This window comes from Streptomyces sp. NPDC056835 (assembly GCF_042789485.1).
Classification (GTDB): domain Bacteria; phylum Actinomycetota; class Actinomycetes; order Streptomycetales; family Streptomycetaceae; genus Streptomyces.
Window position 1 is genome coordinate 61,263 of the sequence record NZ_JBHUBB010000014.1, and the last position, 22,942, is coordinate 84,204.

20 protein-coding genes are annotated in these 22,942 nt (G+C 71.7%); 6 read left to right on the forward strand and 14 right to left on the reverse strand.

Features of this window, described 5'->3' with window-relative positions; translation table 11 throughout:
- Positions 1-32: 32 nt before the first annotated feature.
- The 6 genes from ACFRMN_RS18065 to ACFRMN_RS18090 all read right to left on the reverse strand — a co-directional run bounded on the left by ACFRMN_RS18065 (position 33) and on the right by ACFRMN_RS18090 (position 7,514).
- The gene (locus ACFRMN_RS18065; protein ID WP_383020283.1) at positions 33-1,253 is read right to left on the reverse strand and encodes a CHAT domain-containing protein; all 1,221 of its coding nucleotides are present in this window, start codon (positions 1,251-1,253) and stop codon (positions 33-35) included.
- A gap of 56 nt (positions 1,254-1,309) precedes the next feature.
- Entirely contained in the window at positions 1,310-3,124 is a 1,815-nt protein-coding gene (locus tag ACFRMN_RS18070; RefSeq protein ID WP_383020286.1) for a tetratricopeptide repeat protein, read from the reverse strand.
- On the reverse strand, positions 3,124-4,329 hold the full coding sequence (locus ACFRMN_RS18075; protein WP_383020288.1) for a hypothetical protein: 1,206 nt from the start codon (positions 4,327-4,329) through the stop codon (positions 3,124-3,126). Before ACFRMN_RS18075 ends, ACFRMN_RS18070 begins: the two co-directional genes overlap by 1 nt.
- Positions 4,326-5,888 (reverse strand): hypothetical protein, encoded by a 1,563-nt coding sequence (locus ACFRMN_RS18080; protein WP_383020291.1) that lies wholly within the window; start codon positions 5,886-5,888, stop codon positions 4,326-4,328. Before ACFRMN_RS18080 ends, ACFRMN_RS18075 begins: the two co-directional genes overlap by 4 nt.
- Positions 5,889-6,002: 114 nt before the next feature.
- Positions 6,003-6,626, reverse strand: coding sequence for a TetR/AcrR family transcriptional regulator (locus ACFRMN_RS18085; RefSeq protein ID WP_383020294.1), 624 nt, complete (start codon positions 6,624-6,626; stop codon positions 6,003-6,005).
- A gap of 150 nt (positions 6,627-6,776) precedes the next feature.
- Positions 6,777-7,514: a hemolysin III family protein gene (locus ACFRMN_RS18090; RefSeq protein WP_383020296.1), complete on the reverse strand. Its 738-nt coding sequence runs from the start codon at positions 7,512-7,514 to the stop codon at positions 6,777-6,779.
- A 251-nt stretch (positions 7,515-7,765) separates the two neighbouring features.
- On the opposite strand from ACFRMN_RS18090, the gene ACFRMN_RS18095 reads away from it, so the two are divergent.
- A complete protein-coding gene (locus tag ACFRMN_RS18095; protein ID WP_383020299.1) occupies positions 7,766-9,601 on the forward strand; it encodes a phosphoenolpyruvate carboxykinase (GTP) in 1,836 nt (611 codons plus the stop codon).
- 111 nt (positions 9,602-9,712) lie between these two features.
- Positions 9,713-10,171 (forward strand): hypothetical protein, encoded by a 459-nt coding sequence (locus ACFRMN_RS18100; RefSeq protein ID WP_383020301.1) that lies wholly within the window; start codon positions 9,713-9,715, stop codon positions 10,169-10,171.
- Between the two features lie 159 nt (positions 10,172-10,330).
- On the opposite strand, the gene ACFRMN_RS18105 is transcribed toward ACFRMN_RS18100, so the two are convergent.
- The 6 genes from ACFRMN_RS18105 to ACFRMN_RS18130 all read right to left on the reverse strand — a co-directional run bounded on the left by ACFRMN_RS18105 (position 10,331) and on the right by ACFRMN_RS18130 (position 16,805).
- Positions 10,331-10,936 (reverse strand): hypothetical protein, encoded by a 606-nt coding sequence (locus tag ACFRMN_RS18105; RefSeq protein ID WP_383020303.1) that lies wholly within the window; start codon positions 10,934-10,936, stop codon positions 10,331-10,333.
- Positions 10,923-12,554 (reverse strand): substrate-binding domain-containing protein, encoded by a 1,632-nt coding sequence (locus ACFRMN_RS18110; protein ID WP_383020305.1) that lies wholly within the window; start codon positions 12,552-12,554, stop codon positions 10,923-10,925. Before ACFRMN_RS18110 ends, ACFRMN_RS18105 begins: the two co-directional genes overlap by 14 nt.
- On the reverse strand, positions 12,551-13,744 hold the full coding sequence (locus tag ACFRMN_RS18115) for a toxic anion resistance protein (RefSeq protein ID WP_383020308.1): 1,194 nt from the start codon (positions 13,742-13,744) through the stop codon (positions 12,551-12,553). Before ACFRMN_RS18115 ends, ACFRMN_RS18110 begins: the two co-directional genes overlap by 4 nt.
- 37 nt (positions 13,745-13,781) lie before the next feature.
- Positions 13,782-14,900, reverse strand: a complete 1,119-nt coding sequence (locus ACFRMN_RS18120) for a hypothetical protein (RefSeq protein WP_383020590.1) — start codon at positions 14,898-14,900, stop codon at positions 13,782-13,784.
- Between the two features lie 138 nt (positions 14,901-15,038).
- Positions 15,039-15,434 (reverse strand): hypothetical protein, encoded by a 396-nt coding sequence (locus ACFRMN_RS18125; protein WP_383020310.1) that lies wholly within the window; start codon positions 15,432-15,434, stop codon positions 15,039-15,041.
- Between the two features lie 159 nt (positions 15,435-15,593).
- Entirely contained in the window at positions 15,594-16,805 is a 1,212-nt protein-coding gene (locus tag ACFRMN_RS18130; RefSeq protein WP_383020592.1) for a pyridoxal phosphate-dependent aminotransferase, read from the reverse strand.
- Positions 16,806-17,094: 289 nt separating this feature from the next.
- Here ACFRMN_RS18130 and ACFRMN_RS18135 point away from each other — a divergent pair, with 289 nt between their 5' ends.
- The gene (locus ACFRMN_RS18135; protein ID WP_383020312.1) at positions 17,095-17,442 is read left to right on the forward strand and encodes a DoxX family protein; all 348 of its coding nucleotides are present in this window, start codon (positions 17,095-17,097) and stop codon (positions 17,440-17,442) included.
- Positions 17,443-17,456: 14 nt separating this feature from the next.
- On the opposite strand, the gene ACFRMN_RS18140 is transcribed toward ACFRMN_RS18135, so the two are convergent.
- Together ACFRMN_RS18140 and ACFRMN_RS18145 are read right to left on the reverse strand one after the other, a co-directional pair.
- Positions 17,457-19,082, reverse strand: coding sequence for an amidohydrolase family protein (locus ACFRMN_RS18140; RefSeq protein WP_383020314.1), 1,626 nt, complete (start codon positions 19,080-19,082; stop codon positions 17,457-17,459).
- A gap of 34 nt (positions 19,083-19,116) precedes the next feature.
- Positions 19,117-20,451, reverse strand: coding sequence for an alanine racemase (locus ACFRMN_RS18145; protein ID WP_383020317.1), 1,335 nt, complete (start codon positions 20,449-20,451; stop codon positions 19,117-19,119).
- Between the two features lie 93 nt (positions 20,452-20,544).
- On the opposite strand from ACFRMN_RS18145, the gene ACFRMN_RS18150 reads away from it, so the two are divergent.
- The 3 genes from ACFRMN_RS18150 to ACFRMN_RS18160 are packed head-to-tail and all read left to right on the forward strand — an operon-like array spanning position 20,545 to position 22,885.
- The gene (locus tag ACFRMN_RS18150) at positions 20,545-21,717 is read left to right on the forward strand and encodes a sugar kinase (protein WP_383020319.1); all 1,173 of its coding nucleotides are present in this window, start codon (positions 20,545-20,547) and stop codon (positions 21,715-21,717) included.
- A complete protein-coding gene (locus tag ACFRMN_RS18155) occupies positions 21,714-22,478 on the forward strand; it encodes an IclR family transcriptional regulator (protein ID WP_383020322.1) in 765 nt (254 codons plus the stop codon). The genes ACFRMN_RS18150 and ACFRMN_RS18155 overlap by 4 nt, the downstream gene beginning before the upstream one ends.
- The gene (locus ACFRMN_RS18160; RefSeq protein ID WP_383020324.1) at positions 22,475-22,885 is read left to right on the forward strand and encodes a RidA family protein; all 411 of its coding nucleotides are present in this window, start codon (positions 22,475-22,477) and stop codon (positions 22,883-22,885) included. The genes ACFRMN_RS18155 and ACFRMN_RS18160 overlap by 4 nt, the downstream gene beginning before the upstream one ends.
- Positions 22,886-22,942: the final 57 nt, after the last annotated feature.

Below are 22,942 nucleotides of genomic sequence, written 5' to 3' on the forward strand. Positions count from 1 at the left end.
CGAGGGTCCGGGGGGACGTGAACCTCCGGCCGTCAGACGGTGCTGATCGTGGCGAACGCGCCCCACAGGACGGGGGAGTGCTCGACCGTACGCAGTTCCCGCCAGGCGGCCAGCCGCTCCCGCTGCCAGTCGCCATGGGCGAGGACCGCGTCCTCCCGCTCGTGCGCGGCGTCGATCGCGCAGACCGCGTCCTGGAGGGGGCGCGCCGACGGATCGGCGTCCGCGAGGCGGTGGAAGGCCAGATCGGTGGGGAGCGTCCAGCGGCCGGCGGTGACGGTCTCGGCGCCGCCGTGGATCATCGCGGTGGCCAGGCCGAGCGCCTCACCGAAGCGCAGATCGCCCCCGCTCTCGCAGGCGATGAGCGCGACCCGGCCGGGGATCGGCCAGCGTGTCCCGCCCGCCTCCGGATCGTCGGCGAGGCCATGGGTTCCCAGCAGCAGGTCCTTCGCGGACAGCGGGCGATGGGCCCGTACGGGATCGGCGAAGCCGGCCGTCTCCGCCGTACAGGCCAGATGCAGCTGGGCGGTCTCGCTCTGCCCCGAGGCGGGCGGCGCCGCGGTCACATGGCCGACGTACAGCAGCCGTGACGCGCCCGCGCGCAACGCGGCGCCCAGCCGGTCCCGGTCCAGGTCGGTACGGCGGAACGCCTCGACCGGATCATCCACGGCGGGCCACCAGCGGCCCTCGGCCGCGTACCGGCCGACCATCCGCGCGACCGGCGCGTCCGCCCGTATCCGTCCAAGCACCGAGCCCAGGGCGGAGTCCGCGCGGAACCCCGGCACCCGCGGGTCGAGGACGCCCACGACCGGCAGCTGCCGGGTGGCCGCCCAGGATCCGGCCGGGCGGGCGGGGGCGTGCACGATGCTCACCGGCGCCAGCAGGCTGATGTCCGCGATCTCCACCAGCCGGACCCCGGGGTCGGGCGCCAGCAGCTCCCACGGGACCTGTGCCACGCGCGGCGACGGCTGGACGCGCAGATGGGGGCGTACCCCCCGCTGGTACAGCTCGTACAGCTGCTTGGCGAGTCCGTACGGCAGGAGAGTGCGCGACAGCGTCTCGGCGAGGGCGAGTTCGCTCTCGTACGAGGCGAGGGCACCGGTCGTCAGCGCGGGCCCCAGCGCCTTGCCCGGCAGGGCGTCCGCCAACGCCGTGAGCGCCGAGGCGAGTTGGGCGGCAGGCACCAGTCCGATGCCCGTCGCGGACAGATCGTGGGTCCACCGCCAGGAGATATAGAGATCCCCGGCGTCCGCCATTCGTATGAGGGCCGTCGGGCGGTCCGTGGGAAGGCGGTCCCCGACGTGCGGTGTCGTCACCATGTCGGCACCACCCGGGGGTCACGGATCCGGCCGCCGTAGCGGGCCTCGGCATGGCTGATGTACGGATCGAGCGCCACCGGCCCTGTCGGGTTCAGCGCCAGCCGGGGCGGCGGTGAGGCCCGCAGACCGGCGCTCGCGGCGACCCCGGCGAGGGCGGTGCCGAGCCGGAAGGTGTCCGCGGGGCCGGGCGGCCCGGGGCCGGGCTGCCCGGGGTCGGGTTGCCCGGGGTCGGGCTGCCGGGGGTCGGGCTGCCGGGGGCTGGGCTGCCGGAGGTCGGGCTGCCCGTCGGGTGCCGGCGGGCCGGGGAAGGCCGAGGGGCCCAGGAAGCGCGGGGGCGCGAGCGGGGGATACGGGAGGCCGCCCGCCCGGTCGTCGGCCGCGCCCGCGTCAGGTGAGCCGTCCATCAGCGGAGTCCCGGCGCACTGCGACTCGATCAGCTCGTTCACCAGCTCGGCGGCGCCGGCCCTGGCGGCGAGCCGGAACGCCAGTCGCATGGCGGGCGCCGCGAACTCGCGATTCCACCGCTCGCGCTGCTGCCCGCTCGCCAGGGTGAACCGCACCGCGTCGATGGCGAGCGCCGCCGGTACGGCCAGCCCGATGGCCCGGCCGAGCAGCGCGGAGTCGGGGGGAGTGCCCGACCCGTTGGCCCATCGGTCCTCCAGGAGCGTGGCGTGGAAGAAGTCCGCCTGGGCGCGGCGCAGTCCGAGCCCACCCGCGGCGAATACGCACTGAGCGGCCTGGATGTGCGCCTCGCTCTCCTCGTAGCGGCCCTCGGCGTGCAGTCCGGCCGCCAGCCGTACGCGTACCTCGGCGGCGGAGACCACCGCCCCGGACTCCTCGAACCGCGCCACGCTCCGCACGTACAGCTCGTCCGCCAGGACCGGGTCCCCGCGCAGCACGGCAAGCAGCCCGAGCAGATCGAGGCCGAGGGCGCACTGGGCGCCCATGCCGGTCCGTTCGAAGTACTCCTGGCCCTCCGTGAGCAGTTCCTCCGCCTCGTCGAGGCGGCCGGAGCGCAGATACGTCTGGGCGAGACTCTGCCGTGCCTCGGCGACTCCGGCCGGGGTGTCCGACGCCAGGAACGCGGCGACCGCCTGGTGCGCGAAGTCCTCGGCGAGGTCCGGCCGTCCGGTGGCCTCGTGGATGGTGGCCAGATTCAGCAACGGCCGCCCGGAGAGCTCGGGGTGATGCCGCGTCACCACCTCCAGGGACTCGGTCGCCAGCTCGTGAGCCCTGGCCCACCGCTCGGACTGGATGGTGAGGGCGGTGAGCGAGACCAGACAGCCGACAAGCAGCTCGGCGGTGTCCGCGGCGGTTCCGTCCTCCGGCCGGACCGGGCTCAGCAGCGCGCGGGCCCGCTCCAGCGAGGTCCGCGCCGCGTCGAAGTCCCCGGTGTTCTGGAGGGCCTGGGCCAGATTGACCAGTACGCCGGCCCGGAGCACCAGGACGACCGCCGTGCCCTGCGGGTCATCCGTGACAGCTTCCGTCAGCCGGTCGCCCAGGCCGAGCGCCTTGCGGTACGAGTCGATCGCCGCCGGGTGATCGCCCAGCCGGTCGGCCGCGCTCGCCCGGTTGACCAGGGCGCTCGTACGGACATAGAGGGCCCGGTCGAACGGCGTCGCCGCGTCGACGGCCTGGTCGAACAAGGCGTGCGCGGCAAGGAACTCGCCTTGGAGGAAGGCGTCGTTGCCCGCGTCGATGAGGGTGGCGATCCGGGCAAGCTCCTCGGCTTCCGGGCCGTCCGGGCCGTCCGGGCCGTCCGGGTCATCGGGCTCGTCGGAAAGGGAGCCGGGGTCGGTGGTCGTCATCAGAAGTCTGTCTCGGCGGTCGCCGCCGCGATCTCCGTGCGGAGCAGCGGCCCGGAGCCGCTGTCCCCGTCCCCGCCGTCATCCGCGGCACTGGCCCTGGCCAGCCGTGACCGGACGAGCGCCCTCACCCGGGCCCGGACTTCGGCAGCCGCCTCGGCCCCGTCGTTGTCGTGGGCGCGCGTCCGGGACGTACCGAACCCCGGGAGGTAGATGTCGACGGCCAGACCCGCGCCGCCCGGGGCCGGGCCTCCGGTCCCCACGGTGTCGAACGGCGCGTCCCCCAGCCAGGTGTCGTCCACCCGCCGCAGCGCCAGATCGAGGGGATCGGCCGCGCTGCTGACGGCCGCGCCGCTGACGGTCGCGCGCGGCGTCAACTCGCGGGGAGCGGTGACCGGTCCGGGCGCGGCCACGACGGAGACGTGGACCGTGGTGCGCGCGGCGGCCCGTACGACCTCCCAGGAGACGGCTCGTTCGGAGGCGTCGACCAGCCCCGGCGGACAGCGGCGCCAGTCGGAACCGCCCGTGCCGCGCACCAGCGTGAGACCGTCCGCTGTCCCGGCTGTCCCGGCTGTCCCGGCCGTCCCGGCCGTAGAACCGGCGGCGAGCGCGTAGTCGGTCGCGCGCGGCGGTACCTCGGCTGCGGGGGAGTCGGCGTCCGGGGCGTGCGGTGGGAGGAGCGAGTCGGCGGTCTCCACGCCGGCGAAGAGCGGATCGCAGTCCTCGGTCAGATCGCCGATCTCCCGGTCGAGCAGCCGCTCGTCCAGCGGCGGGATGTCATCGATCACCGAGGCGGGCCACCACCGCGCCGCCCAGTGCGCGAAGGCCAGTTGGCGGGCGCTCACCACGAGCGCGGGCAGCGCGGGCAGCGCCGGCACCTCGACCGGCTCGGGCATCTCGACCGGCTCGGGCCGCTCGGGTGCCGGTTCCGTGACCGTACCGGCGGCCAGGGCCAGCGCGACCTGTTCGCCGTAGACGGCCCAGACCCATTCCTGGGCCAGATCGACATCGTCGAGTACGGCTCCGGGCAGGGCATCCAGCGCGAGCACGCTCCAGGTCAGCAGCCCGCCCGCCACCTCCAGCACGGCCACATCCACCCCCGGTGCGGGATCCAGCACGCTCGGCGCGGCGCCCACGGCACCGGGCGGCGGTGTGATGACGCGCAGCAGCCCGTCCTCGGCGTGTCCGATCCGTACGACGGCGGTCATCGGGCTGTCCCCTCGGCGGCGGCGGGGGCGGCGGCGCTGAGTGCGTGTCTGACCCGGTCGCGGTGGTCCAGGATCACCGAACGGGCCACCCCGTCGAGTACGTTCCACAGTTCCTCGACGCCGGTCATCGGGGCGTCCCGTGCATCGCGTCCGTGCAGCCGTACCCACAGCCGCCGCAGATACGCACGCCACGGAGTACGCAGCTCCCGCGCGATCCGCGCCAGCGGCTCGGCGACCTCGGCGACCTCGGCGACCTCGCCGACCTCGCCGGGGTCGCCGGGGTCGCCGGGGTCGGCCGGGTCGTCGCCAAGGTTCACGGCGAGCCGGCGGGCCTGGAGGACGTATGCCTCGCGGCGCCAGCGGCTGTTGATCACCCGGTGAGCGCGGGTCCCGCCGCCCGCTCCCGGCTCCCCGCCCAACGGGCGCAATTCCATGGCGAGTTGGACCCCCACAGTGGCGGCGACACGCAGCGACTCGTCGGTCAGTGCCCAGGGGGCGCAGCTGCGAACGATCTCCCGGCGGACCAACTCGGGTACGGGCGCGAGCCCGGCGCGGTCGTGCGATGTCTGGAGCACGGTGAAGACCCGCTCATGGACCGTGCGGTCGAACGGCAGCCCCAGGGCCGACGTGGAGGCCGAGCCGCCGCCGAGCCCGGGTCTGACCGGCACCGGGTGTCTGGTCAGGCCCAGTTCCCTGGCCCGGGGCGCGGGCTCCGGCAGCGCGTCCCGCAGGGCCTGGCCGTCCCGCAGAGCCCGGCCGTCCCGCAGGGCCCGGCCCGCCGCCGTACCCGCGCGGTTCGTGACCAGCCGCGCCAACGCCGCCCCGCCGCCCGCGCCCGGCAGGCCCCCGCTGGGGTCCCGCGTACCGGCCGCCCGTCCGGCGGGGCAGGCGTCGAGTACGGTCCGTATCTCCGCCGGGGTGCCGCCCTCCCGGCCCTCGTCGGGGCGTACGCCGGGCGCGGGTTCCATGGTCCCGGCCGCCCACGCCGCTTCGAGTGCGGCGGTCAGCGCGCTGGTGTGCGCCGGGTCGGTCAGATACTCCCTGAGCGCCCGCGTCGTACGCCCCTGGGCCGAACCGTGCGTCTCGCGCAGCGCCTTCTCGGCGGTCCGTCCGCCGGTCGCCTGGGCGGGCGGGCCCTGGGTGGCGGCCAGTTCGAAACAGAGCTGGAAGTACAGGTCCTGAGGGTTGCCCTCGGTGATCCGCAGTCCCCGGCGCACCTGCTTGAGCAGGGTGAACCAGGCGGCCGTGGCACGCAGCGCGTCGGCGGAGGCGTGGATCAGCGCGGCGAGCAGCGCCGCGCCCTCGGCCGTCACCAACGGGCCCGCGCACTGCGGATGGAGGACGGGGCGGATCACCAGCGGATCGAGGAGGAGCTTCACCGTACGGCTGAGCGGACCGCCCTGGGGGCCGCTGAGCGGACCGACGCCGTCCAGCTCGCGCCACACCTCGTCCAGGACCATCGCCCGGGGGCGGGCTGCGTCCCGGGGAGCGCGCGCGTGGGGCACTCCCGCGCCTGCCTCCGTACTCGTCCCGCCGACCGCCCCCGTGTCTGTCCGCATGACGCCAGGCTAAGAGGGAGGTCGAGGCCGTGCCAAACCCGCGATCGCCAACGCCTCAGGGCCGCAAGGGGTTCAGGGCCGCAAGGGGTTCAGGAGTTCAGGAGTTAAGAGGGCTCAGAGGCGCAGACCGTCGGCGACGGTGTCCAGAGCGCGGTGGACCAGGACGCGCAGATCGTCCTGGTTGCCGCGCTCGCCCCAGTAGAGAGTGACCTCGCGCACCACGCTCAGCATGGCCGCGATGAAGATCCGCAGCTCCAGGTCGTCGGGGGCGCGGCCGGTGCGCTCCGCGAGTACGTCGCCGAGCAGCTTCGCCGACACCGACATGGTCTCGGTCATCCGGGCGCGGACGGCCGGGACTTCGACCATCAGCTTCGTGCGCTGTATCGCCTCGTCGTAGTCGCTGGTCAGCATCGACTGAAGAGTCTGGTCGAAGAGGAAGCGGATGGATTCGAGCGGGGGTTCACAGGCCGGCCGGGAGCGCAGTACGGACGCCATGACCGGGTCGTACTCGTCGGTGAGGACGATGTCCTCCTTGGTCGGGAAGTAGCGGAAGACGGTGGACGGGGAGACCTCCGACGCCTCCGCGATCTGCTCGATGGTCGTCGCCTCGTACCCCTGGTCCGCGATCAGCCCGTAGGCGGCCCTGCGGATCGCGGTCCTGGTCTTGAGCTTCTTGCGTTCACGCAGACCGAGCTGGGGCTGCTGCGGTGTGAGGGGGGTGTGAGAGATGGCGGCCATGCTTCTCATTGTCGGGCATCCCCCGGCGCCGGGACCATGCGCGGACCGGGGTCCGTGTGCGGACCGGGATTCCCGTACGGACCGGGATCCCTGTGCGGACCGGGACTCCCGTGCGGACCGGGGTCCCTGTACGACCGGGGGCCGTGAGCGTCAGGAGTGCTGGTACGCCACGAGCGAGATGCCGACGAAGTGCGTGACGAACGCGGCGAGGGTGAAGGAGTGGAACACCTCGTGGAAGCCGAACCACCGCGGTGACGGGTTGGGGCGCTTGAGCCCGTAGATCACGCCGCCCGCGCTGTAGAGCAGCCCGCCGACGACCACGAGCACGAGCACGGCGATCCCGCCGGCCCGCATGAAGTCGGGCAGGAAGAAGACGGCGGCCCAGCCCATCGCGATGTAGCACGGGGTGTAGAGCCAGCGCGGCGCGCCGACCCAGAAGACCCGGAAGGCGATGCCCGCGGCGGCGGCGGCCCACACCGCCCACAGCAGGGTCCGGCCGGTCGAGTCGGGCAGCAGCAGCACGGTCAGCGGGGTGTAGGTGCCCGCGATGATCAGGAAGATATTGGCGTGATCGAGCCGGCGCAGGACGGCCTCGCCGCGCGGTCCCCAGTCGCCCCGGTGATATATCGCGCTCACGCCGAAGAGCAGGCACGCTGTGAGTACGTAGATTCCGCACGCGATACGCGCCCGGGTCGAGTCCGTCAGGACGATCAGGGCCGGCCCCGCGATCAGCACGGCGGGGAACATCCCCGCGTGCAGCCAGCCGCGCAGCTTCGGTTTGACCGGGCTCGGCAGCTGGATCTCGACCGGCCCCCCTTCCGAACGCGGGGGGGCTGTCCGCGAGAGGTTCGAGAGGTTGTCGAGCGGATCGGGAGCGGCGTTAGTCATGACTTCATGCTACCTACGGGGCCGTAAGTTACGACCTGGTACGGAAGATGCCGGGTGCCATGTATGTGCCGTCGAGATGACGTGAGCGTGCCACACGAGTGGTGATGCTCACGTGTGAGGCCCTCTGGACATATGGGCGAATGAGTCGGATGATCAAATGAGTGCGGTCGGCACCGGATGAGCGGCTACGAAGCGTCCGGGTCGCGGCCCCCAAGGGGCACAACCTCAAAAACCCTCACCAAGGAGCAATCGTGGCGCGCGACATCGCGGCTCCCACCACCGTCCCCACCAACCACCAGGAGCTGATCTCCTGGGTCGACGAGATAGCAGCAATCACGCAGCCGGACAGGGTGGTCTGGTGCGACGGGTCCGAGAGCGAGTACGAGCGCCTGTGCGGGGAGCTTGTCGCCAAGGGCACCTTCACGAAACTCGACCCGATCAAGCGGCCGAACTCCTACTACGCCGCCTCGGACCCCTCCGACGTGGCGCGCGTCGAGGACCGCACCTTCATCTGCTCCGAGAAGGAGGAGGACGCGGGCCCGACCAACCACTGGAAGGCGCCGGCGGAGATGCGGGAGATCTTCACGGGGGACGAGGGCGTATTCCGCGGCTCTATGCGCGGCCGGACGATGTACGTCGTGCCGTTCTGCATGGGCCCCCTGGGCTCACCGCTGTCCGCGATCGGCGTCGAGATCACCGACTCCGCGTATGTCGCGGCCTCCATGCGCACCATGACCCGCATGGGACAGCCGGTCCTCGACGAACTGGGCTCCGACGGCTTCTTCGTGAAGGCGGTCCATACGCTGGGCGCGCCGCTCGCCGAGGGCGAGGCCGACGTACCGTGGCCGTGCAACTCCACCAAGTACATCTCGCACTTCCCCGAGTCCCGCGAGATCTGGTCGTACGGCTCCGGCTACGGCGGCAACGCCCTGCTGGGCAAGAAGTGTTACGCGCTGCGTATCGCTTCCGTCATGGCGCGTGACGAGGGCTGGCTCGCCGAGCACATGCTGATCCTCAAGCTCACGCCCCCGCAGGGCGAGTCGAAGTATGTCGCCGCGGCCTTCCCCTCCGCGTGCGGCAAGACCAACCTCGCCATGCTGGAGCCCACCATCTCCGGCTGGACCGTGGAGACCATCGGCGACGACATCGCCTGGATGCGGTTCGGCGAGGACGGCCGGCTCTACGCGATCAACCCCGAGGCGGGCTTCTTCGGAGTCGCGCCAGGCACCGGCGAGCACACCAACGCCAACGCCATGAAGACCATGTGGGGCAACTCCGTCTTCACCAACGTGGCGCTCACCGACGACGGCGACATCTGGTGGGAGGGCATGACGGAGGAACCGCCCGCCCATCTCACCGACTGGAAGGGCAACGACTGGACACCGGAGTCCACCACGCCCGCCGCCCACCCCAACGCCCGTTTCACCGTCCCGGCCGGGCAGTGCCCGATCATCGCGCCCGAGTGGGAGGACCCCAAGGGGGTCCCGATCTCGGCCATCCTCTTCGGTGGCCGCCGCGCCTCCGCCGTACCGCTGGTCACCGAGTCCTTCGACTGGCAGCACGGCGTCTTCCTCGGAGCCAACGTCGCCTCCGAGAAGACGGCGGCCGCCGAGGGCAAGGTCGGCGAGCTGCGCCGCGACCCGTTCGCCATGCTGCCGTTCTGCGGCTACAACATGGGGGACTACATGGGCCATTGGGTCAAGGTCGGCAGCGACGCGGCCCGGGAAGGACGCGAGTCGAAGCTGCCGAAGATCTACTACGTGAACTGGTTCCGCAAGGACGACGCGGGCACGTTCGTCTGGCCCGGATTCGGTGAGAACAGCCGCGTTCTGAAGTGGATCGTGGAGCGTCTGGAAGGCAGGGCCGAGGGCGTCGAGACCCCGATCGGCATCCTGCCGACCAAGGAGGCCCTGGACACCGAGGGCCTGGCGCTGTCGGACTCCGAGCTGGACCTGCTGCTCTCGGTCGACAAGGAGGTCTGGCGCGAGGAGGCGGCGCTCGTCCCCGAGCACCTCAACACCTTCGGCGACCACGCGCCCAAGGAGCTGTGGGACGAGTACCACGCCCTGGTCCAGCGCCTGGGCTGACGGCCGCCGGCGTCGGCATCCGTGCCGGCGCCCGTACGCTCGTACCGGCACCCGTCGCCGGATGCCGGGTTGAGATCAAGTGGCGAGAAACGATCTACAAGTAGGCAGGGCGTGAAGGTACTTCGTGGGTGCGCGACAGCCGCGGCTGTCCTCGTACTGCTCCTCGGCGGCCTGTTCATCCTGGAGAGCCGCGGCGGGGGCACGTCGGCGGAGCTGGACGCGGCGCGGGTCGCCGGAGTCTGGAAGGGCGCCGATGGCGGCCGGGTCGAGTTCGGCGACGACGGCGGCTTCGCGATGTCGGGTATCCCTCGGAACGCCATCGAGTTCGGCTTCATCGACCCCCCGCCCGGGAACGGCAAGCTCTCCGGGCGGGGGCGGTGGAACCTCGACGGCGGCGACGAGCGCAGCGGCACCATCGCGCTGCGCTTCGACGCCGCGGGCTCCTTCTCGGACGACTCCGAGTCCACGCTTCTGCGGGTCGAGGAGACGGGGGAGCGCCCGAAGGCGTACTTCGACACGGACGCCGACGAGGGGTACGGCTACGAGATCCGCCGCGAGGCGTCCTCGTAGACCGCGCCACCGGTCCGCCTGAAAGGTCATGAGTGACGGGGCGCTCCCGATCCGGGGAGCGCCCCGTCACTCATGTCGGCGGCTGAGCCGATCCAAGTCCTGGCCGAGCCACTGGCGGCCTCGTGGCGGTGTTGTGCCGCGGGCACGTGCTTGCCCCGGTCAGTGCTTGCCCCGCTCCTCCAGGTACCGCGTATGCGTCTCCTGCCTGCGGGCCTCCGCCTCGCGCAGCGCCGTCGCCAGTGCGTGCGCCTCGTCGTACAGCACCGTCAACTGGCGCTCCAGATGGCGTTCCGGCGGCTCGGTGCCCGGCTGGAGGCGGGTCCACCAGCGGGTGCGTACGAAGGTGTCCACCGACTCCGGGATGTCCTGGCGGACCGCCCTCGACAGGGTGTGGACCGCCTCCGGGTCCAGGGCCAGGGCGTCCGTGACCCAGCCGGGTTCCAGCAGGGCCCCCAGCGTCTCGGTCAGCTCGGTCAGCCGGCCGGCCGCCGCCGGGGACAGGTCCACCTCGCCCAGATAGGTCATGAGCTGATCGAAGTCACCGCGCAGCTCGTCCAGTTGCTCCGACGGATCGGTGAAGGGCGGTGCCTCCGGGCGCTCGGGCGGGGCGATCAGCGCGCCGGCGCCGTACAGTCCCGCGACCACCACCGGCCAGTACGCGCCCGCGAGTCCGGTGAAGGTGAGGGCCAGTCCCGCCAGCCCCGCCGCGCTGCCCGTGAGGTTCTTGCGGGACTCCAGGTAGCCGAGGAATCTATTGGTAGCCACGGATCTCCTCGAAGGCCCCGTCGAGCGATCCGCTCGTCGCGTCGAACAGCCGCCCGCCGGTCAGTTCGGCGATATGCGTCAGCTCCGCGCGGTCCGAGTCGCCGAAGAGGATCGGGAAGACGGGCGTGGCCCGCTGGGCGGCCGGCAGCTTCGCGTAGAAGGCGTCGAAGTCGCCGGGGCCGCTCCCGGTGGTGTTCTCGCCGTCCGTCATCAGCACGATCGAGGTGAAGGCGTCGGCCCGGCCCGTGCCCAGCCGCGCGTACGCCTCCCGCAGGCTGCTGTAGATGGCCGTCTCGCCGGACGCGGTCAGCGCCCCGGCGTCCGTACGGATCCCGTTCAGCGCGGCGGCCGGGTCGCGCGGGTCCACCGTATGCGTACGGACCCGCTTCACCGACGAGCCGAACGGCATCAGCGTCACCTCCTCCCGGTCCCGGAAGCGCTCCCCGGTCGCGGAGTCGTCCGTGCCCGTGAGCCCGGCCAGCGCCGCCTTCAGCCGGGACAGCCGCTCGCCCCTCATCGAGCCCGAGGTGTCCAGTACGTACACGGTGCGCGAGGGCCGGCGCAGCTGGTTCTCGTACGAGTCGAGCAGCCCGTCCGCGACCGAGCGCGAGCCGGGGAAGGGCAGTTCCCGCCGCTTCTCGGTGTCAAGGCCCGCCGCGGGCTTCACCGACGGGACGACCGGGCGCCGGAACGTCTCCTCGGTCAGTGCCCGCTGCGCCTGAGGGCCGCGCAGATACGAGGTGAGCGCCTGGCCGGACTCCCGCGCCTCGGCGGGCGCCGAAGTCAGCAGTGTCAGCGGATAGTCGGCGGTCACCACCCCGTCCTTCGGGCGGATCACGGTGAGTCCGGTGTGGCTGTCGCGGTTCATGGAGAGCAGCACCGACTCGTAGTTGACCAGCGCGTCCACACTGCCGCTCCGGGTGTACGCGGTCGCCAGCCAGCCGGAGGAACCGGAGGTCAGCTTCTGCCCGGTGAAGAACTCCTTCAGCTTGGGCGTCGCCCGGCGCACATCCGCGTCCGTCAGCGCCGACTGCGCGCCCGACAGCCCGGAGGCGACCGAGATCAGCGCGGAGAAACCGGAGTTGGAGCGTACGGGGTCGGTCATCCCGTACGTCAGCTTCCCGGCCAGCACCGCCTGGTGCACCTGTGACCAGGTGACCTCGGCCGGCTGCCAGCCGAGCCGGGCGACGGTGGCCGCCTTGACACCGAGGGCGACGGGGGAGGACATGATGGATGTCTCGTTGGTCAGGCGCTCGGCCGTGTCCGGGTGCAGCCGCAGATAGTCGTTGGACGACAGCCACACCGCGTCGTACTTGCCGTCGGCCCTGCCGGACGCGATGAGTTCGGCGGCGTCCAGCGTGCCGGTCCAGGTGGGGCGTACCTTCACCCCGGTCTTCCGCTCCGCCTCGTCCAGCACGCCCCGCATATCGGCGAGTTCGCTGGAGGCGAGCACCCGCAGGGTGCCCGGGTGGTAGGCGGTGTCGGCGCCGTTCTCGGGGTCCTTCGACCCGCCGTCGGATCCGCTGCCCGTCGAGCAGGCGGTGGCGGTGAGCAGCGCCGCGATCAGCGCGCCCGTCAGTCTCAGCCGTCGTCTGCCCGAAGGCCGCTTTCCCGTCACTGAAGGCCGCCTTCCAGGGCGCCCGCGGAACGGGTCCGCTCCAGATGCGTGCTCGCGATCTGGAGCTCCGCCGTCAGCGACTCCACGGTCGACGCCATCGACTCCGTCGCCTGGATCTTGTACGTGTCGATCGCGTCCAGCGTCCGGTAGATCTGCTGGAACGCCGACCGCAGCGTCTCCGCCCCGACCGCCGGGTCCGCCGCGATGCGCTGGATCTCACCGCTCTGGGTGGCCAGCATCTCGGCGTTGCCCCGGATCAGGTCCTCGGTGGTCGAGCGCAGGACGTTCACCTGCTCGGTCACCTTGCGCTGGTTGTCCAGGGCCGAGGCCAGCATCACGGCGATCCGCAGCGCCGAGACCGTGGTGGTCGCGGCCCGGTCGACGCCCTTGATCAGCTCCTCGTTGTTGCGCCGTACGACATCCATCGCCAGATACCCCTGCGCGCACACCGCGAGCTGGGTCAGCAGGTCCTGGTGCTTCTGCCGGACCGGGAAGAGGACATCGGCGCGCAGCGCGTCGGCCTGCGTCGGATCGGTCGCGTCGACCGCCGTGACGCGCTCCCCGATCGCGGTGTCGAGGGCGTCGGTGAGGACCGCGTACTCCTGGAGCTTGCCCATGGTCTCCCACAGGCGGGTGCGCTCGGTGTGCAGCGCGGCGTTGTCGCGCCGCAGCTCGTCCTGGCCGCCCCTGAGCGAGCTGACGATCCGGTTCAAGGTGGCCTGGGAGGAGGCGTACTTGGCGGCGTGGTCGCGCAGCTTGTTGCCGCCGGGCAGCCTGGAGAGGAACCGGCGTGCGCCCTTGCCCGGGGTGTCGCGCGGGTCCAGGTCCTCGACCGTACGGCGCAGTTCGACGAGCGAGGACGACACCCGGGACTGGGCATCCTCGCCGCCGCCGGACGCGAGCGAGCGGATCGTACGGTCCAGCATCCGGTTGGACTGCTGGGCGGCGCCGCGGATCTCACCGGAGCCGAGGGCCGCGATCTCCCCGATGCGCGTGGTGAATTCGGGCGAGCGCGCGTCAAGTCCGGCGAGCGAGCCGACATAGTCCGTGGCGCGCCGGGTCATCTCGTCGCGTACGGAGGCGTCGAGCGGTACCAGCCCCGCCGCCTGTTCCGTACGGACCGGGGCGACGGGCTCGGGCGGCGTGAGGATCAGCTCGCTCGGCGCGCCCGCCGTGTTCTCTGTGGTCATCTGGTCCCCCTGGATATGAGCTGTTGCCGGGACGGCATCAGGACCGGCTCCGTCGCGCCATCGCCTGGAGCCATTCGGTGGCGGGCACTTGCACTTGGTGGATGCCGGTCAGCGTCTGCTGGAGATAGGCCGTGTGGGCCGCGGTCGCCGCGGTGAACTCGGGCGCCGCTCCCTGCGGGCGGAAGCCATGGCGTACCACCAGCTCGCGCAGCCGCTTGTCGGTGGTGAGCAGTTCGCCGAGCGCGCGGCCGTTATCGGTGAGCGGGACGAGGGTGTGGGCGCTGTTGACCGTGGTGTCCGGATAGAGCACGACCAGGTCTCCGACGTCCTGCTTCTGGAACAGCAGCGAGGCCACCTGCGACTCGTACACCAGCACCAGCGGATTGCCCGCGCCGCTGATGAAGTCACGGAACGGCGCGTCGGAGCTGGTCTGCTGGGCGCCCTGCGGCGCGATCAGCTTCTTGAGCAGCGGCGCCGTACGGTCGACTCCGGCGGCGTCGGCGACGAGTCCGCCGTTGGCGACGTAGGACGCGGCGGCGAGATAGAGCGCGCCGGAGTTGGAGGTCTCGGGGTCGGTGCTGCTGATGAAGACCGTCCCCTTCAGCTCGGCGTGCGCCGAGGCGCCCTTGAGCTGCTGCCAGGTACGGTCCGCGCGGACCGCGTCGAGGTACGCGTCCATCTTGAGCGTGCCGCGCGCTTCCGCGCCCGGCTTCCCGTCGAGGACGGCCAGCCCGTTGCGCGCCAGGACCTGGGCGACCGGGCGGTGCGCGACGACGACCAGCGGTGAGTAGAAGGGCCGCAGCGGGCTGCCGGACACCTTGTACTTCGTGTCCAGCTCCGTGGCCGGGGCCTCGGACGCCGGAAAGGCGAAGTCATAGCCGGTGAGGGGCAGCTCCTCCATGGCCCAGGAGCCCGAAGTCTCCGTCTTGACGGTGAAGCCCTTGTCCGCCAGGGCCTTCACCACATCGGGATCGGCGAAGAACTCGCTCTTCTCCGAACCGATCACACCTCGCACGGTCTTCGTTGCCGTGCCCTCGCCCGTTCCCTGGGATTCCCGGCCTGCCACGACAGCCGCTGCCACGCCGCCGATCAGCAGCACCGCCAGAACGATTCCTACGATGCGTTTCACGAGGGAAGCGTGCTCCCAGAAGCCTATGTTCTGGGGGGAGTTGGGTGTACGGGAGGTGAAGGGCCCATCCCGGTGCGGAACCGGAAGCATCCGCTCATCGGGACGCGAGCCGCGTCATGTGTGGCGCCCGGTCCGCGCGCCTCCGCGGCCCGAGGACCGGGGCCGTCAGTGGGCGCCGACGAGCAGCGGCTCGTGCAGCTCATGCAGCGCGGCGGTGTGCGCGTCCATCCGCTCGGCGGAGAGGATCGCCGCGGCGGTGTCGGCGCGCGAGGCGGCGACGACCAGGGCGCGGCCCGCGTGGGCGAGCGCGCGGCGGTGCAGCGCGGCCGGACCGGCGCCGGTGAGCCCCGCGTGCCGGGCCGGCGGGGCCCCGCGCAGCCTGGCGATCTGTCCGGCGATGGACTCGGCGGCCTCGTCGAGACCGAGCTCGTCCGTGACGGCGAGCAGTGCGGAGAGATGCCCGGCGAGCTGGATGTTCAGCTCTTCCTCGCGGCTGCGGCGGGGGAAGTCGGCGGGGACGGCCAGCGCGTGGACCGACTTGGTACGGATCGGCTCGTACATAGGAAGGCCTCCTGGCGTGTTCAGGAGACCATCCTACCTTGGATTCAGTCTAAAGTTGAGTGCGATCTTATGGCTACGGGCGGTGATTTCCCATTGCCCCGGCCGGGCCGCGATCGGCCGGGACCCGGCCGGGCCGGGGCAGTGCCACGATCGGCCGGGCTATGGCTGGGAGTACCCCTCCAGGAACGTGCCGATCCTGGTCACCGCGTCGGCCAGATCCTGCGCCGCCGGCAGCGTCACGATCCGGAAGTGGTCCGGCTCCGGCCAGTTGAACCCCGTACCGTGCACGACCATGATCTTCTCGGCGCGCAGCAGATCGAGCACCATCTGCCGGTCGTCCTTGATCTTGTAGACCTTGGGGTCGAGCCGGGGGAAGAGATAGAGCGCGCCCTTGGGCTTCACGCAGGTCACGCCCGGGATCGAGGTGAGCAGTTCGTACGCGGTGTTCCGCTGCTCCAGGATCCGGCCGCCCGGCAGCACCAGATCCTGGATGGACTGCCGGCCGTTCAGCGCCGTGGCCACCGCGTGCTGCGACGGCATATTGGCGCACAGCCGCATATTGGCCAGGATCGTCAGGCCCTCGATATACGACGCGGCGTGCGCCTTGGGCCCGCAGACCGCCAGCCAGCCGGAGCGGAACCCGGCCACCCGGTAGTTCTTGGAGAGCCCGTTGAAGGTGAGGGTGAGCAGATCGGGCGCGACGGCGGCGGTCGGGGTGTGCGTGGCCCCGTCGTAGAGGATCCGGTCGTAGATCTCGTCGGAGCAGACGATCAGATTGTGGCGGCGGGCGATCTCGGTGAGCGCGCCGAGCATCTCCTCGCCGTACACGGCGCCGGTCGGATTGTTCGGATTGATGATCACGATCGCTTTGGTCCGATCGGTGATTTTCCGCTCGATGTCGGCGAGGTCCGGCATCCAGTCGGCCTGCTCGTCGCAGCGGTAGTGCACGGCCGTACCGCCCGCGAGCGAGACCGACGCGGTCCACAGCGGATAGTCCGGGGCGGGTACGAGTACTTCGTCGCCGTCGTCCAGCAGTGCCTGCATCGACATCTGGATCAGCTCGGAGACGCCGTTGCCGAGATAGATGTCCTCGACGCCCAGCTCGATGTTCTTGGTCTGGTAGTGCTGCATCACCGCGCGCCGCGCGGACAGCAGCCCCTTCGCGTCGCCGTAGCCGTGTGCCCCGGACAGGTTGCGGAGCATGTCCTCAAGGATCTCCGGCGGGCACTCGAACCCGAAGGCCGCGGGGTTGCCGGTGTTGAGCTTGAGGATGCGGTGGCCCGCTGCTTCCAGGGCCATCGCCTCATCGAGGACCGGGCCCCGGATCTCGTAACAGACGTTGGCGAGCTTCGTCGACTGGATGACCTGCATGGCGGCCACCTTACGGCGCCACGCGCGGGGGTGCTCGGTGGTTTTGGCCACGTCCGGACCATTTCGCCCCCCATCGAGATCCGACGGGCCCCCGCCGGACAGGACACGTTCCGACTCGGTGTGACGACGAAACGGGTCTGGCCATACTCGCTTACTTAAAATAAGGTACTGAGGAAATCGGTCGGATCCCGGCCGGTGGCAGCCCTGCCCGGCCCGCCCCGCCCGGCCGGTCCCTCCTGGGTCCGCGCCTCGCGGACGGCGTCGCCGCCTACGTTTTCGAGAGGTCATCGTGTTCATCGCCTATGCCGTCGTCGGCATCCTGCTCGCCGTCGCCCTGACCGGCTCCGCCGTCGGTACCTTCACCCGGCAGGAGAAGATCGTCGGCTCGATGACCGGGATCGGCGTGCCCGAGAGCTGGCTGCCGCGCCTCGCCACGCTGAAGGCGGCGGGCGCCGTCGGCCTGGTCGTCGGGCTCTGGGTGCCGCTGCTCGGCGTCGCCGCCGCGATCGGCGTGGTCCTCTACTTCATCGGCGCCGTCCTCATGCATCTGCGGGCCAAGGACTACGCGATCGCGCCGGCCGCCGTCCTCTTCCTGCTCGCCGTCGCCGCGCTGGTGCTGCGCCTGGCCTCGGCCTGAGGGTAATTGGACTCTCACCGTCCCGATCGGCGTACCGCTCGGCCCGCCAGGACATTCGTGCGGCGGCCGTCCTCGATCACGAACCGGCCGTCGATCAGCACATACGGGATGCCCACCGGCGGCGTGCGCGGTTCCTCGAAGGTGGAGCCCGCCGCGACGGTGTCCGGGTCGAAGAGAGCCAGGTCCGCGCGGTAGCCCTCGCGGACCAGGCCTCGGTCGGGGAGCCGGAGACGGGCGGCCGGGCGCCCGGTGAGGTGTGCCACGCACTCCTCCAGGGTCAGGACGCCCAACTCCCGCGCGTACCGGCCCAGATAGTGCGGGAACGTGCCGTAGGCGCGCGGATGCGGCTTCGCGCCCTGGAGGATGCCGTCGCTGCCGCCCGTGTGGACGCGGTGGCGCATGATCCGCCGGACGTTCTCCTCGTGGCCCACATGCTGGAGGATCGTCGACCCGAGCCGGTCCTCGATCAGCAGCCGGCGGGCCGTCGTCCACGGGGTCTCGCCCGCCCGCGCCGCCGAGTCCGCGACCGTCCTGCCGACATGGTCCGCGAGACCGGCGGCGGAGACCCCGGAGATCTCGATGGTGTCCCACTCGATGGGCACACCATGACAGCCGTCCGCGCCGATGACCTCCATGTGGTGGCGGATCCGCTCGGCGGTCGCCTCGTCGCGCAGCCGCTCCAGGATCGCGTCGGGGCCGCCCTCGCTCGCCCAGCTGGGCAGCATCGCGACGAGCGTCGTACACCCGGGGGTGTACGGGTACGTGTCGAGCGAGATGTCCGCGCCCGAGTCCAGGGCCGCGTCGAGCAGCGTGAGCAGTTCGGGCGCCCTGCCCTTGTTCACGCCGAAGTTCATGGTGGCGTGGGCGAGATGGAGGGCGCAGCCCGCCCGCCGGGTGAGCGCCACCATCTCCTCGTACGCCTGGAGCGCCCCGGCGCCGTACGAGCGGTGATGCGGGCAGTAGTAGCCGTCGTACCGCGCCACCACCCGGCACAGCTCGGTCAGTTCCGAGTCGTTCGCGTACATCCCGGGCGTATAGGTCAGCCCCGAGGACATCCCCACCGCGCCCTGCTCCATCGACTCGGCCACCAGCCGCTTCATACGGGCGAGTTCGACGTCCGTCGCGGGCCGGTCGTCCCAGCCGACCGCGTACATACGGACCGTGCCCTGCGGGATCAGATACGCGGCGTTGACGGCGATGCCCCCGCCGTCGAAGCCCTGGCCCTCGAAGGCGCGGTCGAGCCGGTCGAGATAGCCGCCGACCGTGCGCCAGTCGAAGTCGATGTCCGAACCGTCGCCGTTCCAGCCGGTGATCGCCTGCCGGACCTGCGTGAGGGTCGTGTCGTCCACGGGCGCGTACGACAGCCCGTCCTGGCCGATCACCTCAAGGGTGACCCCCTGTGCGGCCTTCGCGGAGTGGTCGGGGTCGCGCAGCAGCGCGAGATCGCTGTGCGCGTGCATGTCGATGAAGCCGGGGGAGAGGGCGAGCCCGGCGGCGTCGAGGACGCGCGCACCGGACGGGCGCGGCTCGCCCTCGCGCCGTATCGCCGCGATACGGCCGCCCTCGATACCGACATCGGCGCGGTACGAAGGGCCGCCCGTGCCGTCGACGACCCGTACGTCCCGAATGACGAGATCCATGTGCGAAGGCCCCTCAGAGGTCGGAAGTCGGAGGTCAGAAGAACGTACGGATGAGGTCGACGACCGTGCCGTCCGCCTCCACCAGCGGGATCAGCTGCCACTTGTCGAACGACGTACAGGGGTGGGACAGCCCCATCCCCACCCAGTCGCCGACCTCCAGAGCGGCTTCCGGTGTCGTGGTCAGCCAGCCGTGCTGGTCCGACAGGCCCGTCACCGTGATCCCCGTCGCCGGGCGGATCTCGCCGGTGCGGCCGTCCCGCACCACCTGCGCCACCGGCAGATCGAGGTCGTACGCCGCGTCCCGCTTACCGGCGTTGACGAACGCCTGCCCGGCCGACGGACGGGAGACGACCTGCGCCCAGAGCCGGAAGGCGGGCTGGAGGGAGCCCTCCTCGGGGACGCGGTTGAAGGGGGTGAGATGGCGGTAATGGACGTCGTCGTGCGAGACGTACGCGCCGGAGCGCAGCAGTTTCAGCACGGGCCGGGAGAGGGCGGGAATCTCCGCGAAGACGTCGGCGACCGCGTCGAACCAGGCGCTGCCGCCCGCGCTGAGCACGATCTCGTCCGTACCGTCGAACCGCCCCGCCGCGTCCAGCTCCGCCGCCAGCGCGACCAGCCGGCGCAGCCAGGCGCGGACCTTCTCGCCGTCCGCCCCCGGCACCTCGCCCTCGTAACCGGCGACCCCGGTCAGCCGCAGGGTCGGTACGGCCGCCACCGCGTCCGCGACCGCCGCGCACTCCGCCTCCGTACGCGCGCCGGTGCGCGCCCCCGCACCGGCGCCCAGCTCGACCACGACCTCCACCGGTCGGCCGGCGCCGGCGGCCCGCAGGGCCTCGTCCATCAGCTCGACGCCGCGCACGGAGTCGACGTAACAGACGAAGCGGAAGCCGGGGTCGCGGTCCAGCTCGGCGGCGAGCCAGCGCAGCGCCGCCGCGTCGACCACTTCATTGGCGAGGAAGATCCGCTGGATGCCGAACGCGCGGTAGACGCGGACCTGGTGGGGCACGGCGGCGGTGATGCCCCAGGCGCCGCGCTCCAGCTGGCGCGCGAAGAGCTGCGGCGCCATGGAGGTCTTGCCGTGCGGGGCGAAGGCGAGGCCGTGGCGCTCGGAGTAGGTCTCCAGGAGCGCGAGGTTGTGCTCGACCGACTCGGCGGAGAGGGCGAGGACCGGGGTGGTGAAGCCACCGGTGAACAGGGAGCGGCGCTCGGCGGCGAGGGCGCCGACGGTGAGGCCGTCGGCGTCCGGGGGGAGGGCCTTGAAGCGGTGGTCGACGCGCTCGTCGCTCAACTCGCGCAGGGCGTTCGACGCCTTGGGCTCGTTCAGCTCGTTCTGCCCGTTCAGCTCGTCCGTTCGGCGGCCGGCGGCCATGGAGCCTCCCCATATCGATCTCGTTGCACTACATGCAATGGCCATTGCGCATATCGCTGAGGGCTGTCTAACATCCGAGCCGACAGCGGGTCAATGGTGACCCGTCATGGTGACCGGCCCAGGGTCGGTCGAGCGGCGAGGAGCCCCAGAGTGACCGGAACCGTAGACACGGACCTCCACCCCGGCGTGGATGTCGTCTGCCTCGGTGAATCCATGGTCACCTTCCTGCCCTCGCTCCCGGGCCGCCTCGCCGACGTTCCCTCCTTCGCCCGTACGATCGGCGGCGCCGAATCCAATGTCGCCTGCGCGCTGGCCGCCGCCGGGCACACCGTCAAGTGGGTCAGCCGGGTCGGCGCCGACGGCTTCGGCGACCACCTTGTCGACGCGATCGCCGCGTACGGGGTCGACACCTCGGGCGTACGCCGCGATCCCGACCGGCCCACCGGCATCTACTTCCGTACGGCGACGGACCGCGCCACCGACGCGCACGAGGTCGCCTACTACCGGGCGGGCTCCGCCGCCTCCGCGATGGCGCCGGGGACGCTGTCCTACGACGATCTGTGGGCCGGGCGCGTGCTGCACGTGTCCGGCATCACGGCCGCGCTCTCGGACGACTGCCGTGCCCTGATGCGCGAGCTGACCGGCCGCGCGCCGGGACGCCCGCTGATCTCCTTCGACGTCAACCACCGGCCCGGGCTCTGGCGCGACGGCTCGGGCGCCCGCGTTCTGCTGGACCTCGCCCGGGGCGCCGATCTGGTCTTCGTCGGTGAGGACGAGGCGGCCGAGGCGTGGGACCTGCACGGCGGGGACGCGATCCGGGCCGCGCTCCCGGAGCCGGCGACGCTGGTGGTCAAGCGGGGCGGCGCGGGGGCGACGGTGTACGAACGGGTCGCGGGCGGGGCCGCCCAGGAGGCCGGTGGGACGGGTCAGGGCACAGGCACGGGTCTGGCCACGGGCTCCGAGCGGGGCGCCGACACCGTTACGTCCGTGCCCGCCCTGCGCGTCGATGTCGTCGCGCCCGTCGGCGCCGGGGACGCCTTCGCCGCCGGCTTCCTCTCCGCGACCCTCCGCGGTCTGCCCGCCGCCGCCCGGCTCCGGCACGGCCATCTGATGGCCGCGGCGACCCTCACCGTCCCCGGAGACCTCGGCACGCCACCCTCACGGGCGGAAGCCGACCGGCTCGTGGACCTCGACGAAGCCGCCTGGGGGACACTTCGTCTCGGCCCCGGCTGGACGGCGGCCACGGAGGAGGTACGTACCCCATGAGCCAGACCGTCGACCGGGCACTGAGCATTCTGCCGCTGCTCGCCCAGGGCCCCGCCGACCTCGGGCGGGTCGCCGACCGGCTCGGCGTGCACAAGTCCACCGCGCTCCGGCTGCTCCGTACGCTCCATGAACACGGGCTCGTCTACCGCCAGCAGGACAACCGCTACCGCCTCGGCGCGCGCCTCTTCGCGCTCGCCCAGGAGGCCGTCGAGAATCTCGACATGCGCGACATCGCCCACTCCCATCTGGTCGCGCTCAACAGCCAGTGCGGCCACACCGTCCATCTCGCGGTGTACGAGGACGGTGAGGTCCTTTACATCGACAAGGTCGAGAGCCGCTACCCGGTCCGGATGTACTCGCGGATCGGCAAACCGGTCGCGATCACCGTGGCCGCCGTCGCCAAGCTGCTGCTCGCCGACCTTCCCGAGGCCGAGCGCCGCGCGCTCGCCGAACGCCTCGACTACCCCATGTACACGCCCCGTTCGAGCCCCAACGCCGCCGCCTTCCTCAAGGAGCTGGCGACCGTACGCGAACAGGGCTGGGCCACCGATCTCGGCGGCCACGAGGAGTCCATCAACTGTGTCGGCGCACCCATCCGCGGTGCGGACGGCCGGGTCGTCGCCGCCATGTCGGTCTCCGCGCCGAATGTCGTCGTCACCGCCGAGGAACTTCTCACCCTGCTCCCGCTGGTGCGTCGTACCGCCGACGCGATCAGCAGGGAGTATTCCGGCAACACCCATCCCAGCAAGGACGCTTCATGACCGACAAGACCGCGCTGACCCCCGCGACCCACACCACCCCGCCGGCGAAGTTCTCGCACGGCGTCCGCAAGGGCAACATCCTCCAGGTCGCGGGCCAGGTCGGCTTCCTCCCGGCCGTCGAGGGTCAGCCGCCCACCGTCGCGGGCCCGACCCTGCGCGAGCAGACCCTCCAGACCTTCGCCAACGTCAAGGCGATCCTGGAGGAGGGCGGCGCGAGCTGGGACGACGTCATGATGATGCGCGTCTACCTCACGGACGTCGACCACTTCGCCGAGATGAACGAGATCTACAACGCCTACTTCGGTGAGCAGGGTCTGAAGGAAGCGCCCGCCGCGCGTACGACGGTGTATGTGGGCCTGCCCAAGGGGCTGTTGATCGAGATCGACGCGCTGGCCGTTCTCGGCTGAGCCGTCGCCGCGGCCCGTCCTCCTCGTCCCCGTACCGGAAACCCGCACCGCTGAACG